We start from the raw sequence: 14,747 nt of genomic DNA, 5'->3' as shown, positions 1-14,747 counted from the left end.
TCTTTACGCCATACTGCTCGTGCCATAAAATATGCTCCTTAAAAAATGATTATTCATATTTGCCTAAAACATCAAATGCAACAGCCAATATAACTATAAATATATAGATAATACCTAGTATTCCTAGTATAGGACTACATGTCCATAACTTTTGTATTACTAGTACTACAAACAGTACAAGAAAAAATACTACCGCAAGAATGAACGGAGCAATCGCTAGTACTCCTATAACCATAGGGATTTTTTCTTTTAGTTTATCTTTCATCAGCTACACCCAACCGTTTACGATTTTTTCAGCAGTATACTCATCAGGGTCTAGTTTTTTGAGTAAACACTCTCCGCTGCAATAATATTCATCTAATGGCGTTACTAATACGCGCATTTTTCCTCGTAGCTTTCGCTTGCAGCATTCGCATTCAACATAATCTTCCATTTTTAACTCTCCTTTTTAATTAATTTCAATTGTTAATCCTTCGATTTAGAGTTAGCTGCAATAAATAATACTTCTGCAGTTCTTGATGTTTCTATTATCTTTTTTTATTAAAAATCCAAATAGCTGTCACAGCCGCTATCGTGTCGACCAGAAAATATAAAAATTTAGTCATTAAATTTAACCTCTTATAATTTATTCAGTAAGTTGAGTTAACTTATTGTTTTCAGAATCAATTGCAAACAAGGTCATACCTGCAGAATCGTCGTCAGTATCATCTTCAATTAACTCTTCTTGCGTCGATTCTAAGAAAATAGTCACTTTATCGTTTGATATTTCCTGAAGCTTATCCAATGAAATCTTATCTGTCTTCGTATTAAGCTGAATTGTTACTGTATTATTTTTTGTTTTAAAGCTGTCGATTGATCCATCGAATCTTAATACTTTACCTGCCATTGCTATTTCTCCTCTTCAATTAACTGATTTTTCTCAATCATCTTAATTAGATACGCTTCTACATAGTCATAAGTTTCTTTATCAATTTCGTATTCATTGTCATCTTTTGTCATTAAATAGTATTCAATGCTATCAGAATATGTTTTTTTGCTTGCATACCAAACATTTTCCAATAGCTTTTCATAGGTATTTCCATTTTCCGAATCAACAAATCTAATTGCGTCTTTTTTAATCAATTCCATAAATTTAACCTCCAAGGTGACACTTAGGTGACAGTAACCGTCACCTAGCTAATCCTTACTCTCCCAATGGATTAAGTATCATAAATTTATTGGTGACAGTAAAATCGCAAAAAACTTTTATTTAGTTATATAGAGAGCTATATATAATAATTAAAAAAGTTTTACTAGAATATACTGTCATACTGTCACCTATCTACTTCTTACTTACTCTCCCAACGGTTTCAGCGGTGACAGTAACCGTCACCTTACTGTCACCTACTGTCACCTTTATTTAGCAAAGCCGCGAACGGTTTTGCCCTCTATCTTCTTACGACCACTAGTGTTAAACCCTAAATGCTCCATGTAATACCGCACGTCCCGTGTCTGCTTATTATTCTTCGACAAAGCATTCGGATCCTGAAACAATGCTACTGACAATTCTTTATTAGGGATAAAATCTCTATCCTTAAATTTATTATCAAGCACATCCATTAAGTTATCCTCAAGACCTGACGTATAGCGGAACTGCTCTCGATTAGCTTTCAGCAGCTCCTCCTGCTTCGGTGTAAACCTGAACGGATCTTTAGCGTTTTTAAACAACCATACTGCTTCGCCCCAATATTGCTCCACTAGCTCCGGCGTTAAATCAGTCACAGGATTTTTAGTCTGATATTCTGGTCTCGCATAGATTGATAGAAAACGCCGGTCACCTGAACGGTCCTTTAAGTGCCTGACCTCATTAGTTGTCCTAGTAATTATGAATTTCTTCTTGAAATGGATTGGCTTGTGACCGTATGGCTTGCGATATTCAAAGTCCTGCATTGTGATGAATTTCTTGATTTCTTCAAAACTTGCGTCATTGCTCGCCATCATTTCATCATCGTTCACTATCAGAGCATTGCGCATTACGTCGAAATCGTCCTTTTTCGTAAAGGTATTGAATTGGTCCGTGTACAGTCCCATTGGCGCAATATTTTTAAGGATTGAGGTCTTACCAACTCCCTGACCACCTACTAAATCAGTTACATAATCAACTTTAGTGTTAGGATCGTAAACCTTTGCGACCGCGCTCATAAAAAATATTCGTGTAATTAAGGTAGTGGTTTCGTCTTTTACCGCCCCAAGAAACTCAGGGAAAAATTTATCTAAACGGCGTTTCTTATCCCAACGCTTATAAGCGTTATCCATATACTCAACTACTGGATTGTAGGCGTTCATGTAGGCGATGTTGTCGACTGCCTGCTCAATAATCATGTTCTTAAAACTGGGATTGCCATAAGCACTCTGCGACTCAATATACAGCTGAATCGAATTAGTGACCTGGTCCGTGTATTGCCCCTTGGCAATCACGACTGTGCCAATATTCTTGATTTCAATTTTTGCATCTCTGACTACATCTACATCAGTTGTAAATTCGTTAAGTCGAAAAAGTCCTTTGAGTTTGGGGTCATGAAGCAAAATCATGACGACATTCTTAACACTATTTGTTTTTACAGCACCACTGATTTGTCGCTCAAGCTCAATCGTAGTGCTACGCAATTTCTCAGCGTTTTTCTGATTAAGATGGATAATATCATCACTCATCAATCCCCCTCCTTCTTAGCTCTTTTTCAATCATTGAATTTACTGTTCGCTCAACCTCTGAAAAAGGTAAGCTATCAGTCGTGTTGTTGTTTGCGATTACTGCCAGTTTAGCCACTGCCTCCGGATCAACACCCCGAAAAAGTAAGCCACCTATCAAACTAGTTAAAGTGTTATTGCGGCTGCCTGAGTCACCCAAACCGTTCGCTATTTTTTCAAATAGCTCAGTTGTCTGCGTTTTAGTAGTCGGCTTGTAGCTTAGAATTGTTCGCTTTTCCGGCTTAGCCTTTTCACGGATTAGCTCAAGCAATCCTGCCGGCGCCTGCTGCATCGGGAAATGGTTAAGCCACCGATAGCACCTGTCATGCAGTCGGCTGGGTGCCACGACCACGTAATTGTTCTCGTGGGCCTTTAGGTCGACCCCTGGTAGGAAACCGATATTCTGAGCAATCGTTTCATTCTTTGGTTTTTGAAAAAAGAAGTGAAAGCCGTTGTGAGCTGTACGTTCGGTTAATGTCCCTTTAAACCACTCATCGTGTCCTAGCTTTTTAATTGACTCCATACCATCAACTTCTCCGTGACGGTCCACATCAATCACGAAAAACTTATCAGTTTTAAGTGCAATATTAGCTAGTGGATATTTCTTCCAGACCTGTCTGACTTCATCAGGAGTCAAGGGTGGTTTATTCGCAAACTTAATCAGGGGCCTTTTGTCAGAACCAATCGGTATCACGGAGAAGCCATGCTCGGCATAGCTAACTGCGTAATTAACTAAGTTTGTTAATTCCATTTTTTAAAACGGCAAGTCGCTGTCGTCAACTTCTACTGCTTCGCCTGTGTTTGCAAACGGATCCTTAGCATCGGCAACTTTAGGCTGCTCTGCTTTTTCAAATTCATAATTGCGATAAGGAAACTTTGGGTTCTTCTTGTTTGGTGCTGTAGAAATTGTCATCTTAAGCAGCTTCCCCCGAGCCGGTTGAAAAGCTTCAGCCAGGGCATCATAGGCGTCTGTTTCGTTTTCGAAATCAAAACATTTGTTCTCAATGGGATTATTGAGCATTGCGCCAATTGTTTGAATTGTAGCTATATTCTTGGCAATTACTGAGTCTGGCATCGGTTTACCGTTTGCCATGATCTGTGCCAGTGACGGGAAGAGTGACTCTTTACGTCCTTCGTAATCGCCCTGTACTACGGTAAAGCTAAGCATTAGAAAGTCCCTGTCGCCTTTGGCATTGTGTGTGGCGCCATCAAAAGTCATTAAATATTCACCATCTGGGATCTTTTCATACGGATTAAATCCTTTACCACTGTTTGGGTCAAAATTGTTTTTCTTTAGTTCATTCATTGCATCCATTAAACTCATAATTATTTAGTCTCCTTAAAAATTCCGTTACATGTCTTTAATAACTGTAAAATTCGTTTGTCTGTAATATTTTTCGGGTCGTATTGTGTTCGCAATCCTTTGACCTCTCGGAAGTACGACGCGTTAGCACCGTCACCAACCTTCTTAGTCCTAATCTCCACATCACAGTTTCCGTTGATTACGTTGTAGTATTTAGTCTTAAGCGAAGGGTGGTAAGTCGTCACGCCGGTGGTATCATCAGTAATTGCTAACTCTCGACTGATATAGATTACGTTCATCGGTAAGGCTTTAAGGTCCATGACTAACTGCTGTAATGCGGTGTTGAATAACGCGTAGCCTTTTCCGTAAGCAATATCGCCCAGTGACTTCACGCCGTTGTCCCAGCAGATTGCCTGCTCAAGCATGACGATAATATCGTCAATCACGTCAACTACAATCGTTCTGAACTGCTCTTCGGGCTTGCGCTGTTCGTTCTCGTTCTGTAAAGCCAGGATAATTTCATCTAGCTGCTTAGTAGCTAACTGTTTAGGCTGGCCCTTACCATCTCTTAAATTCCTAATTTGGAATGATGGTGCGGTTCCCTGCTCGCTGTTTCCGTCTGTGTTTAACACAATAGGATTGGGGAAGTAGCTAGCAAAGTAGCTCTTGCCACTCATTGGTGCTCCCCAAATGAAAAAGTTGTGTGGCTGCGCCTTAGGCTTCAGCTGTTCTGGTTTTGGTAATACAATCATTGTTAAATACGCCCTCTCTCTAGTTCTGCTTCAAAGATCAGTCTGCTGATAAACCAATCTAAAATATTTCTTTGGCGCAATACTTCTTCGTAATCGCCCTCCATTGTGGCCACTGCAATCTTCACTGCCACATGGTTTAAGAATGTAGGTTCTTTCATCTCTTAATCATTCCTCTCTGTTTAAGCTGAAAGTACACCCAGCCTGTCTTGTACCCATGCAGTTTCGCATAAGCTTTTAATTCGTCTGGCGACTTTAATTCGCTTAATTTCTTAGTAGCGACCTTTTTTAATAGGTCGCTTTTTACTATTTCTTTTATTAACTTCTGTCGATTTTTAGCCTCAACCAAGTCAACGTCCTGGACCTTCTTAGCTTCGTGCACCTTGATTGGCTTGCCACATAACGGACACTTACCGTCCTTAACCTCGCTTGTCTTCACTACTGCAAAGCAGTAGTCGCAAGTAATGATTGACATGCCTTTTTCGGTGCTAGTCTGGTCCACACCTTTCGTCCCACTGACCACGGCTTGTTTCCAATCTCGGTCATCATCGGGATAGCCGAATTTTCTCACGTTGTTAGCGTGGTCAATGATGATTGCTGTCTTACCAGGTCGGGGGTTCAAACATCGCATTGAGAATTGCAGATACAAAGATAGTGATGCAGTAGGTCGGGCCATGATTACACAGTCGACATTCGGCAGGTCCACGCCTTCAGTAAATAGGTTGACGTTAACCAGGATTTTTAGCTGCTGATTTTTAAAATCAGCTACTATTGCATCCCTGACAGTAGGTGGTGTCTTGCCATCCACTTCTTTAGCAGTAATTCCGGCTGCGTTAAATTCTTCTGCCACCTTTACCGCCGACTCAATCGAATAGGTGTAAACCACAGCCTGCATTCCTGGTGCTATTCGCTGGTACTGCTTAACGATGTGACCATAGATTTTCGAACTCATCGCGTCGTCCATTGACTGATTGGTGTAATCTCCCGTCGAACTGCGCTTTAAAAGTTGGTCGTTAAAATCGTTTGGCGGTTGGAAGTACCTGAACGGAGCCAGGAACCCCTGTTTGGTTAAGTCCTTAATCGACTGGCCAATGATTATGTCATCAGCCACCTGATCAAGCTGTTTTCTACCAGTCCTGCGCGGTGTAGCAGTAAAAAATAATACATAGGCGTTGCTGAACTTATTCAGTATCTTCTGATAGCTTTTCGCTAGTGCGTGGTGTCCCTCATCAATCAAGATTAGCTGCGGTTCAGGTAGCTTATCCACTCGTCTAGTCAATGTTTGCACCATGCCCATGGTCGCTAATTCAGACTTAACGCCCTGCTCCTTAAAGGTGTCTCTCGCTTGGGCTAAGACCTCTTTACGGTGGATGATAAACATTACCCGGTTGCCTTTAGAAGTCGTCCTACGGGCAATTTCTGCCATGATTACCGTCTTACCAGTCCTTGGTGGTGACTGTACAATAATATGATGGTGGCCAGTCTGCATTGACCTAGTTATTCGGCTAATTAAATCTAGCTGATATGGTCTTAGCTGGTACATTAGATTTTTAAATAAGACTCGTTACATAGATCGGTCAATTGTCTAACAATATCCATATTGTTCTTTATGTCTTCCAAGATAGTTTCCAAGGCTTTTTCTGAAAGACTGGTATTTCCATCTAATCTTTTGATTTTCTCGTTCACTTCTTCAAGAGCCTTTTGAGGCACAAAGTTTAATTCTTTTGCTATATTCATTAAATTGCACATAATAATACAATATCTAAGTTCTTCAGAATCTAAATCTATTTCTTTTATTTTTAGATTAATGTCTCCAAAGGCTATCATCATAGTTGATTTTAGTGTTTTATAAATAAATTCCTTATCAGGCACTCCTTTTAAATAGGATGCCGATACTTTAAAATAGTCAGCTAAGTTTTCCCACATAGCTTTTGTGGGACTGTTTACCGCGTTTTCCCATCTTGATAATGTGGCTTTTGTTATAGGCTTGACATTTTTTCTTTCAAGATATTCGTTAAAGCCTTGCAAAGCCTGATCTTGTGATAATTGCTGACTTTTCCTTAATTCCCTAATCCTGTTCTGCATTACTGATCACTTCCAATCTGTCGATATGCTTCGATGATTTGTTCGGTATCGTCCACTATGTTGTCTTTGTCTATCTTTTCGTAAAGCACGTCCATCAAGCCAATAAACATTCTTCTTGCATCTTCATCTAAAGCAGAAGCAGCTTTTTCCATACTTTCATTGAAATCCTGAAAACCGTCAAAGCCAAGTTCTCTCAGCAATCTAATTATCAGCGTTGCGATATAAGCGGGCTTTTCTTCATCATCTAGCTCTTTACCGTTAATCTCAAAATCTACCGTTGGTATGCAAAGGTACAACGCCGTTTTGGCAATATCCCTGATTAGTTCCTTGTCCACTTCTTCAGGAAAGCCCTGAAGGTAAGGGACGGAAACGTTGAAGAAATCAGCTAGCTTTTGCCAGGTTTCTATCTTGGGTTCAGTCTTATTATTTTCATAATTACTGTACGTACCACGTTTAATACCAGTCTTTGCTTCTATATCATCAAGAGTTAATTCTCTCTGATTTCTAAGCTCTTTAATCCTGTTTTTCATGTTCAATCTCTTTCTTTTTCAACTCGTCCCAAATCTGTTGTTCAGCTTCGTCAAACATTGACCGAACAACGTTTTGGAATTGCTCTGTCGACCGTGCATGGTATGATCCTGGCATCCCAGGCCGGTTCTTCTTTAGGAAGCTAATTGCCTGCCCGTAAGTCTTCTGCTTCAGGGATTCATTTTTAAGTCGTATCGTCCATAATTCGATTGATTTTAGTGTTTCATCTTGCCATTCGACAAAGTCACTCTGCATCATAAATATCACCTAACCTCGCTCCATCAAAAAACTCTATAATCAGTTCTTTTGCATCGCTTTCATCGCCATCTACGAAGAGGTCAATAAAGTCAGCTTTATCAATTTGCAAAATTTCGACTAGTCTATCGATTGAATTTCCACAAAACTTCAAAAATCCTTTTAAGTAGGAATTAATATCTCTGTAGCCGTTATCAATTTCATTCCAATATTTGGTATCAATAATTGAATTGCCTGTGTCGTGCAATAAAATTGCATCCGGCTCTTCTTTGGCTAGCTCTTTCATATCTTCATCGTCACGGATAGCTCTAATAGCCCACTGACGTTCTTTTCCTTCTTTAGCTTCCATGCTATAATTCTCCTTAGATGTTTAATTTACTAAGTCCGATTGCCGTCGGGCTTTTTTATGTTCCTGGCAGAAACTCTGGCATACTTAGGACATAGATCATCAATGCTAGAAATGCAATTACTGCTAGCAATAATGCAATCCTTGACGTTTTCGTCTTCAGTCTTACGTCCGTATATGCGTTTAAAAAATATTCCCATTTCGCTAGTATCCTTTCAAGCATACTTTTCATCCCAATCTATCTCTCTCTTATGCTTCTTCATCCATCGAGCTGCAGGATACTCATAGATCCAAACTTTGTGTCCAGGACCAGGATTGGGATTTGGGCACCAATCAGGTTTATATTTCTTGATAATAAAGCGGTCAACCCATGCTCTAGCCTTGCCACGACAATATTTAATTCTAAATTCATCAATACCGATTGTTTTAGCATCTAGTTGGTCTTGAATTTCTCCAATAATCGCCTTGACTACTGCTTTGGCAATTAGTTGACTAGCATCTTCCGGTATCTCTACAGTTAGCTTTGCCATTGCTTAGCTCCTTTCTCAAACTTCACCAGCTTCTCTGATCAACTCATCTAGTCCTTGCAACTTGTCTAAGATGTTTTTTTTAATTTGTTTTTTATATACTTCAATCATGTCTTCTTTAAATTGCTTCCAAGCGCTGGTGTTTTGGACTTTTTTAAAAGCTAATCTTGCGTTATCATCATCGATTTGTTCCTCCCATTTGCTTTCAAAAGCTCTTTCAGCCTCTTCTTGTATTTGATTAATCAACCAATCTTTGTCCATTTGCTTGTTCTCCTTTATGTAATAGGTAAACTCCGTCATATTTGGCTTTTGTTCCATACTTAGGAGTCAAGTCAAAGTGCCCGTATAAGCCTACTTCAATTTTCTCAAGTACATTTCTGTGAGTTAGCTCTTGAATTAAATCTTCAGAGCTAACATTTTTTAGTTCGTCCATTATTTATTTCCTTTCTGTTAAAATTAATTTGTTAAATATATTAAGGAGTCAACATGAATCATTTTATTGAATACTTTAAAATTGCTTTCCCTATTATTCTTTCTGCAGCTGCGCTTGGGGTGTCTATTTTTGATTACTTTTTAAAAAAGCCAAAGATAGACTGTAGGATCGATGACATATATGACTCTTATTGGATTCATGGTGATAAGCTAATCCTCAAAGATTCTAGTCATAATACTGAAGCACTTGTCAGCTATTGTGACGTTATAGTAATGTCACTCTTGATTATTAATAAGAAATCTATTCCAATTTCAATTATTGATATTTACAAAGGTGACGCATTAGCTGATCACTATTTAAAATTTGCACAACCGATAGTTAATATTTCTATGACTAATTCCATCGGAGACATGAGGGACACTAAAATTTCTGTCATAGAAAGCCCAAAAGCGACTTTTCCGTATAGAATGAGTGGTTACGATGTTTTTAGAACTTCTATTGCTTTTCTGGTTGACAAATCTAATGAGAAAAACAGAACTTATAAGTTAACTATCAAATCACCGTATAAAAATTATGACTTCGATTTAACTGTTCAATCAGTTGACGAACATATTCTGCATAAAAAAATTGGTGTAATCACAAGCACTCTAAACAAAGCAATTGAGCAATATACAAACGATCGTTCCAATAAATCCAATAACGCCAATAGTAATTAGAGTATTCATGATTAGCTCATTCCTGCGTTGCGTCTTTACCAATTTTTCTCTTTCTTTGTCAATTAAGGGAATGTGATTAAATTCCCTACCATTTCTGAATATTTCGTAAAAACTCAAATTAGGATTGAATCCACTCACATAGACATAACTATCTTTAAACTCATCTTTAGTTAGCCCAGCTATTGTTTCCCCCTCTTCCAAGTTATCAACTACAGCTTTTTGTTCATCTGACAATCCATCAACATTTTCCCAAGTAATTTTTTCTTCCACTTCACTCACTTCCTAACCAGTCACATACCAATCATCAGCTGTGATGTCATCTAGATTTGGTTCCCATCTAGGAATTGTCGTTTTGTCATCGGTACCAAGCATCAGAAAACAGTTTGCTGTATTAGTACCAACAAGGATTGCAGGCTGGTTCCATCACTCATACGAGCGATGCCTCGACCTGTTTTTTGTGCTTCTAAAGCCGCATCTCTTATATTCATCTGATGAACCTCTTTTATCCATACACTTGCCAATCTGTCGCTGTAATGTCATCTAAATTTGGCTCCCATCTTGGTATAACCTTTTGTATAACTTCTCCTGGCTCATCTGGAAGAACTATCAAAAAGCATTGTGATGTATTAGTACCAATATAAAAACTTGTCCTTTTGCCATTGCTTCTCCGTGTAATTCCTCGGCCTGTTTTTTGTGCTTCTAAAGCTGCATCTCTGATGTTCATTGTCTATTCCTCCATTCCTAAACGATGGTTAACTGCTCAGTACTCAATAACTTATTGATGAAATACTTTTGCCCTTCACCAGTAACCATAGTGGTGAGTGTGGTACGAACACTACCGTCAGCATTCCCTGAAGTCCTTTCTCTGACTTTGAAGTAGCCTTTATCAATAGCTGTTTGTGTGGGTGTATTCCAGAGTCGACCACGCTTTTTTATTAGATAACCATTTTCACGCAGCCAAGCGAACAAGCGATTCTGACCGATATTTACGCCATTGCCACGCAATATCTTAGCTAGCTGACCAATCAAGATTGTCGAACTACTTGTTGATACTGCATCAGCAAAAATTGCTTTAGGTTTCATCTCAGTTATTTGCTTGTCTTTTTCTCTCAATTGATCAGCAGCTTGTTGCAATAATTCGGCTAAGCCATTTCTAGTAGTTACATCAAAAGCTTTCTGATCAGTCATATAAGCTCCATGTTGTCTGATGGCTGGTAGCACTTCACTGGTAACCCAATGTTTAAACTCTTTAGCTCTCGGAAGCTTGCTACTCATGATTAAGCTGTATAATCCTGACTCGTTGATTACTACTGTCGCTTGAGTTCCTCCAGGGGTCTCCATTTTGAAGACCCCTTTGTCTTCTTCATCAACGTGCTTTCTAATCGCATCCGCCTTTTTCGTATAGCCCAGAATTTCAGCTACATCTTTACCTATGAAATATGGCTCATTGTCGATTGTCAGTGTTCTGACTTTTTCGTTTTCAAAATTGAATATTTGAATGTCACTCATTTGTTAAACTTCCTTTCTAGCTAAACTAAATAGATACTGTGTTGTTACTCCCAAATAATCTGCAACTTCTTGCAATAAATCTGCTCTTGGAACACTTTTATTCCATTTACTAATCAAGCCATTTGATAAATGTAAGTCTTTTTCAATTCGATAAATTGACTTATCGTTTTTATCAGCAACAGCTTTTACTGCTGTATATAGTGACACATCATCGCCTCCCTTCTAAAATTTTCTAAGAAAATACACGTGCATTATTGACACTTCGCCGAATTTATTCTATTATTAGAGCGTAACAAATAAGGCTCAGAACAACGATTCCGGTATTTAAAACTAAATATTTTCGTGCATCCCTAAGCACACTTAAATATTATCACCGATTATATTCTGAGTCAATAATAAAACGCAAAATATTTTCGGAGGATAGAATGAATAATAAGGAAAAGCGTGCAATTTCACCTATATATAGTCGAATACGAGAGTTAGCAAGCCAACATAAAATCAGTCTTGCTGAACTTGAACGTTCACTGCAATTTTCAAATGGAATAATTTCAACATGGAAATTTTCTAATCCTTCAATTGATAAAATTTCAAAAGTAGCAAATTATTTTAATATTTCTACCGACTACTTGCTTGGCAATACCGACGACCCTGCACCTTCTACTCCAAAAGATAAACATGCTATAGATATATCAGATGTGGATAATATGTTTTCATACCGTGGGCAGCCTGTACCCGAAGAATATCTCGATGTAATAAAAAATCTGATGGAGTCTGATTTCAAGAAGGGCCGCAAAAATGGACGATTTGATTAGTTATCTTTTGAATTATGCGTTTGACCGTGGAATTTCTTATACTTTACAAAGCGATCTTAAGCCCGACTTTCCTTCAGTTTCATTTACTAGCAAAAATAAGATGATCATTAATCTTAGTTGGCAGCATCAGACTGAGGTTCCTTTTATAATTGGTCATGAAATAGGACATTTTGCCAATGGCGACAAAGGTGTTTTTTATTATAGAAATTTAAATACATCAGTTGAGAGTAAAGCAGACCTGTATTCACTCAAATTAATCTATGATTATGCAGGCAAGCAGCTGTATTCTTTTGATGAGCCAGGTATTTTTATGGAACAATTCAATATTCCATATAGAATGAAAGATGCCACCTATGAACTATTTAGAGACAATAATGATTTGTTATTCTAATTTTCTGTCCACCACGCCAGTGACATTAAACCTAAGGCAATATTTTGGAGGTATTAAGTTTGAATGACAAATACAAGCCAATAGTACCAGTCGGCTTTTGGAACTGGATATTAGCATATTTAGCTTTCTTTGCAATAGGTCTACATCATTTCTATATAGCATGTGTACTAACAGTTGTTTTTGGATACAATATTTTGCATCGCAAAAAGCATCCCGACCAAATTAAACCTGATTCTCTTTCGAGAAAACAAAAGCTAATTACCTCAATAGCTGTTGTTATAATCACACTATTCATAGGTATTGCTACCACACCAAGTGACTCAAGCGATACCAGCAACGCTGCTATTCATACCACTCGTCACAGCAACGCTAATGCTAAAAAGAAAAAGCAGATGCTTAAAATCTTAAATCAGTGGGCAGACGATAATAACGACTTTGGCAAGGTAAAAATAAACGAAGAAAACATGCCAGTCCTTGTTCTAAATGACGAAACCGCTAATGCTGATAAAGAAGATTTGAACAGAATTGCGATTCAGTTTAGTAATAAGGTTCGCGCTCAAAAAGAGATGACCGGTGCCAAAGTTAGAGAACCACAAATTACTGATGAGGATGACGCTCCAATTGCAGTATGGAATGGTTCTACATTGGAATTAACCGACAAATAGTAATATGCAGAGGTTTATTATGAAGAAAAAATCATTAGTTATTGGTGTACTAGTAGTCTTAGGCTTAATTTTTTCGTTAGGTCTAACTCAACAAAACACTTCAGCAAAGTACTGGAAAGAATATTATTACAGACCGAGAAAAGTCAAAGTAATTAAGCCTGTAAAAATTTACAAAATGAAAATTGAGCATCCCATGATGTACAATCACTCAGTTGGATCTAAAACTTTAAAAAAAGGCACAATTGTACACATTCAAGATTGCGCAAGTTATGAATGGATTGTAACCCATAAAGGCTGGGCTAACGGTTATTTCAAACGTGGTGGAAAATATTTCTGGCAGTGCCCTACTCCTAAAGGCTGGTATAAATTAATTAAATAAGTAAAACAAAAAGCCCTTAAGAACACGTCTGGAAAACTTTTCTTAAAGGCTAGTCAATGTAGACAAAAGCTTTTTGTCTACCCTATTTTAGCAAAAAAATGAGGTAAATTAAATATGGCAATTACAAAACGCGGTAAAACTTGGCAAGCTCGCTTTTGGTGGAAGGATGTCCAAGGCAAAAAGCACAGTAAGACCAAAGATGGCTTTAAAACCAAAGCAGAAGCAGCCAATTGGATGTCAGAGATAAGAGTGAAACACAATTCTGGTTTGGTAATCGACCAAAATCCAGTTTTTGCAGAGTATTTTTGGAATTGGTATAAAACTTATCGTGAAGGCTCTCTGCGACCAGGAAGTAAAGATCGATACAAATCTGCTTATAAATATTTGAAAAAATTTTGGGGAAATAGAAAAATTAAAGATATAAATCGCGTCCAGTGGCAACAATTTCTAAATGGGTTTAGTAAGCACCTCAGCACCGCAACAATCAGGGGCTTTTTGCAAGTTTATCGAGCCTGCGTAAGATATGCTATTGCAGACGGATTGGTCTCTAATGATTTTACGTTTGGGTCAAAAATTGCTGGAAACGATTCTAACACCAGAAAAAATAAGGTTGAATTTTTATCAATTTCTGAAACAAAGAAGCTTTTTAATAAAGCTTTGGAAGTCAGATCTCCAAAATCAACAATTACGTATATGATAATTACTGCAATATTAACGGGGGCCAGAATCAGTGAGATTAAAGCACTCAAATGGCATAACATCAACTATAGTAATCAAACCATTGATATACATCACAACTACGATGAAAAAAGACATGTCTTAGCACCCACTAAGAACGAGTCTTCTTACCGTACGATAAAAGTTACGCAACAGCTGCTAGATATTTTAAATGAACTAAAAGTTAATCATGCCGACTATATTTTTGAGGGTCCCAAATATCATATTCCTCCCACAATTTATTGCACAAATGTTGCGCTTAAAAAAATGTTAAAAAAAGTTGGATTGGAAAAACCAGGATTCACTTTTCACTCGCTTAGACATTGTCATGTTGCTATTCTTCTATATCAAAATGTTGATATTTATGCGATAAGTGAGCGTCTTGGGCATAAGAATCTCAATGTTACCCTTTCAACTTATGCCTATATGATCAAAGAGAAGAAGAAAGAGACTGACCAGAACACTATAGATAAGCTTGATGAATTATTTGACAGTAGGAACACATCAGGAACACAATTATAAAAAATAAAAAAGCGCCTAAGCTCAAATCATTGAGTTCACGCGCTTTTTTATAACCTTATTTGGTTGTATGATAGTTTAGTCTG

The 14,747-nt window shown here is 37.9% G+C and carries 28 protein-coding genes; 6 read left to right on the top strand and 22 right to left on the bottom strand.

From position 1 onward, the window contains the following. Positions 1–49: 49 nt before the first annotated feature. The 17 genes from AC2JF7_RS08795 to AC2JF7_RS08715 form a co-directional block, all read right to left on the bottom strand. Positions 50–265 (bottom strand): hypothetical protein, encoded by a 216-nt coding sequence (locus AC2JF7_RS08795; RefSeq protein WP_500728324.1) that lies wholly within the window; start codon positions 263–265, stop codon positions 50–52. A gap of 3 nt (positions 266–268) precedes the next feature. Continuing rightward, positions 269–433 (bottom strand): hypothetical protein, encoded by a 165-nt coding sequence (locus AC2JF7_RS08790; protein WP_500728323.1) that lies wholly within the window; start codon positions 431–433, stop codon positions 269–271. Positions 434–625: 192 nt separating this feature from the next. Further along, positions 626–886, bottom strand: a complete 261-nt coding sequence (locus AC2JF7_RS08785) for a hypothetical protein (RefSeq protein WP_500728322.1) — start codon at positions 884–886, stop codon at positions 626–628. A gap of 2 nt (positions 887–888) precedes the next feature. Next, positions 889–1,128: a hypothetical protein gene (locus AC2JF7_RS08780; RefSeq protein WP_500728321.1), complete on the bottom strand. Its 240-nt coding sequence runs from the start codon at positions 1,126–1,128 to the stop codon at positions 889–891. 267 nt (positions 1,129–1,395) lie between these two features. Further along, positions 1,396–2,691 carry a VapE domain-containing protein gene (locus tag AC2JF7_RS08775; protein ID WP_500728320.1) on the bottom strand — a complete coding sequence of 432 codons (1,296 nt, stop codon included), beginning with the start codon at positions 2,689–2,691 and terminating at the stop codon, positions 1,396–1,398. Continuing rightward, a complete protein-coding gene (locus AC2JF7_RS08770) occupies positions 2,684–3,478 on the bottom strand; it encodes a bifunctional DNA primase/polymerase (RefSeq protein ID WP_500728319.1) in 795 nt (264 codons plus the stop codon). The genes AC2JF7_RS08775 and AC2JF7_RS08770 overlap by 8 nt, the downstream gene beginning before the upstream one ends. A gap of 3 nt (positions 3,479–3,481) precedes the next feature. After that, a complete protein-coding gene (locus AC2JF7_RS08765; RefSeq protein ID WP_500728318.1) occupies positions 3,482–4,051 on the bottom strand; it encodes a single-stranded DNA-binding protein in 570 nt (189 codons plus the stop codon). A gap of 2 nt (positions 4,052–4,053) precedes the next feature. Continuing rightward, positions 4,054–4,782, bottom strand: a complete 729-nt coding sequence (locus tag AC2JF7_RS08760) for an AAA family ATPase (RefSeq protein ID WP_500728317.1) — start codon at positions 4,780–4,782, stop codon at positions 4,054–4,056. A 2-nt stretch (positions 4,783–4,784) separates the two neighbouring features. Beyond that, a complete protein-coding gene (locus tag AC2JF7_RS08755; protein WP_500728316.1) occupies positions 4,785–4,940 on the bottom strand; it encodes a hypothetical protein in 156 nt (51 codons plus the stop codon). Then, positions 4,937–6,322: a DEAD/DEAH box helicase family protein gene (locus tag AC2JF7_RS08750; protein ID WP_500728315.1), complete on the bottom strand. Its 1,386-nt coding sequence runs from the start codon at positions 6,320–6,322 to the stop codon at positions 4,937–4,939. The genes AC2JF7_RS08755 and AC2JF7_RS08750 overlap by 4 nt, the downstream gene beginning before the upstream one ends. Continuing rightward, positions 6,322–6,864, bottom strand: a complete 543-nt coding sequence (locus AC2JF7_RS08745) for a helix-turn-helix domain-containing protein (RefSeq protein WP_500728314.1) — start codon at positions 6,862–6,864, stop codon at positions 6,322–6,324. Before AC2JF7_RS08745 ends, AC2JF7_RS08750 begins: the two co-directional genes overlap by 1 nt. Then, positions 6,864–7,394 (bottom strand): helix-turn-helix domain-containing protein, encoded by a 531-nt coding sequence (locus tag AC2JF7_RS08740; protein WP_500728313.1) that lies wholly within the window; start codon positions 7,392–7,394, stop codon positions 6,864–6,866. The genes AC2JF7_RS08745 and AC2JF7_RS08740 overlap by 1 nt, the downstream gene beginning before the upstream one ends. Further along, on the bottom strand, positions 7,378–7,650 hold the full coding sequence (locus AC2JF7_RS08735) for a hypothetical protein (protein WP_500728312.1): 273 nt from the start codon (positions 7,648–7,650) through the stop codon (positions 7,378–7,380). Before AC2JF7_RS08735 ends, AC2JF7_RS08740 begins: the two co-directional genes overlap by 17 nt. Continuing rightward, a complete protein-coding gene (locus AC2JF7_RS08730) occupies positions 7,637–7,996 on the bottom strand; it encodes a hypothetical protein (protein ID WP_500728311.1) in 360 nt (119 codons plus the stop codon). Before AC2JF7_RS08730 ends, AC2JF7_RS08735 begins: the two co-directional genes overlap by 14 nt. A gap of 212 nt (positions 7,997–8,208) precedes the next feature. After that, positions 8,209–8,523 carry a hypothetical protein gene (locus tag AC2JF7_RS08725; RefSeq protein ID WP_500728310.1) on the bottom strand — a complete coding sequence of 105 codons (315 nt, stop codon included), beginning with the start codon at positions 8,521–8,523 and terminating at the stop codon, positions 8,209–8,211. A 15-nt stretch (positions 8,524–8,538) separates the two neighbouring features. Continuing rightward, positions 8,539–8,781, bottom strand: a complete 243-nt coding sequence (locus AC2JF7_RS08720) for a hypothetical protein (RefSeq protein ID WP_500728309.1) — start codon at positions 8,779–8,781, stop codon at positions 8,539–8,541. After that, positions 8,759–8,953 (bottom strand): hypothetical protein, encoded by a 195-nt coding sequence (locus tag AC2JF7_RS08715; protein WP_500728308.1) that lies wholly within the window; start codon positions 8,951–8,953, stop codon positions 8,759–8,761. Before AC2JF7_RS08715 ends, AC2JF7_RS08720 begins: the two co-directional genes overlap by 23 nt. 53 nt (positions 8,954–9,006) lie before the next feature. Here AC2JF7_RS08715 and AC2JF7_RS08710 point away from each other — a divergent pair, with 53 nt between their 5' ends. Further along, entirely contained in the window at positions 9,007–9,669 is a 663-nt protein-coding gene (locus tag AC2JF7_RS08710) for a hypothetical protein (protein WP_500728307.1), read from the top strand. On the opposite strand, the gene AC2JF7_RS08705 is transcribed toward AC2JF7_RS08710, so the two are convergent. The 5 genes from AC2JF7_RS08705 to AC2JF7_RS08685 form a co-directional block, all read right to left on the bottom strand. After that, positions 9,601–9,939, bottom strand: coding sequence for a hypothetical protein (locus tag AC2JF7_RS08705; protein WP_500728306.1), 339 nt, complete (start codon positions 9,937–9,939; stop codon positions 9,601–9,603). The two genes, AC2JF7_RS08710 and AC2JF7_RS08705, sit on opposite strands and share 69 nt — an antisense overlap. Positions 9,940–9,951: 12 nt before the next feature. Beyond that, complete coding sequence (locus AC2JF7_RS08700; RefSeq protein ID WP_500728305.1) at positions 9,952–10,041, bottom strand: hypothetical protein; 90 nt, start codon at positions 10,039–10,041, stop codon at positions 9,952–9,954. Between the two features lie 130 nt (positions 10,042–10,171). After that, positions 10,172–10,393, bottom strand: a complete 222-nt coding sequence (locus tag AC2JF7_RS08695; RefSeq protein WP_500728304.1) for a Thoeris anti-defense Tad2 family protein — start codon at positions 10,391–10,393, stop codon at positions 10,172–10,174. 17 nt (positions 10,394–10,410) lie between these two features. Then, entirely contained in the window at positions 10,411–11,178 is a 768-nt protein-coding gene (locus tag AC2JF7_RS08690) for a phage antirepressor (protein WP_500728303.1), read from the bottom strand. Between the two features lie 3 nt (positions 11,179–11,181). Further along, positions 11,182–11,385, bottom strand: a complete 204-nt coding sequence (locus tag AC2JF7_RS08685) for a helix-turn-helix domain-containing protein (RefSeq protein ID WP_500728302.1) — start codon at positions 11,383–11,385, stop codon at positions 11,182–11,184. 218 nt (positions 11,386–11,603) lie between these two features. Between AC2JF7_RS08685 and AC2JF7_RS08680 the strand changes: the two genes are divergently transcribed. The 5 genes from AC2JF7_RS08680 to AC2JF7_RS08660 all read left to right on the top strand — a co-directional run bounded on the left by AC2JF7_RS08680 (position 11,604) and on the right by AC2JF7_RS08660 (position 14,664). After that, positions 11,604–11,990 carry a helix-turn-helix domain-containing protein gene (locus tag AC2JF7_RS08680; protein WP_500728301.1) on the top strand — a complete coding sequence of 129 codons (387 nt, stop codon included), beginning with the start codon at positions 11,604–11,606 and terminating at the stop codon, positions 11,988–11,990. After that, complete coding sequence (locus AC2JF7_RS08675) at positions 11,974–12,381, top strand: hypothetical protein (protein ID WP_500728300.1); 408 nt, start codon at positions 11,974–11,976, stop codon at positions 12,379–12,381. Before AC2JF7_RS08680 ends, AC2JF7_RS08675 begins: the two co-directional genes overlap by 17 nt. A gap of 59 nt (positions 12,382–12,440) precedes the next feature. Then, on the top strand, positions 12,441–13,046 hold the full coding sequence (locus AC2JF7_RS08670; protein ID WP_500728299.1) for a hypothetical protein: 606 nt from the start codon (positions 12,441–12,443) through the stop codon (positions 13,044–13,046). A gap of 19 nt (positions 13,047–13,065) precedes the next feature. Then, positions 13,066–13,425 (top strand): hypothetical protein, encoded by a 360-nt coding sequence (locus AC2JF7_RS08665; RefSeq protein WP_500728298.1) that lies wholly within the window; start codon positions 13,066–13,068, stop codon positions 13,423–13,425. Between the two features lie 114 nt (positions 13,426–13,539). Beyond that, entirely contained in the window at positions 13,540–14,664 is a 1,125-nt protein-coding gene (locus AC2JF7_RS08660; RefSeq protein ID WP_500728297.1) for a site-specific integrase, read from the top strand. The last annotated feature ends 83 nt before the right edge of the window (positions 14,665–14,747 follow it).

The organism is Lactobacillus sp. XV31L (assembly GCF_059900865.1).
The sequence above is the reverse complement of the archived record's forward strand: the minus strand, read 5'-3'. Positions and strand labels throughout refer to the sequence as shown.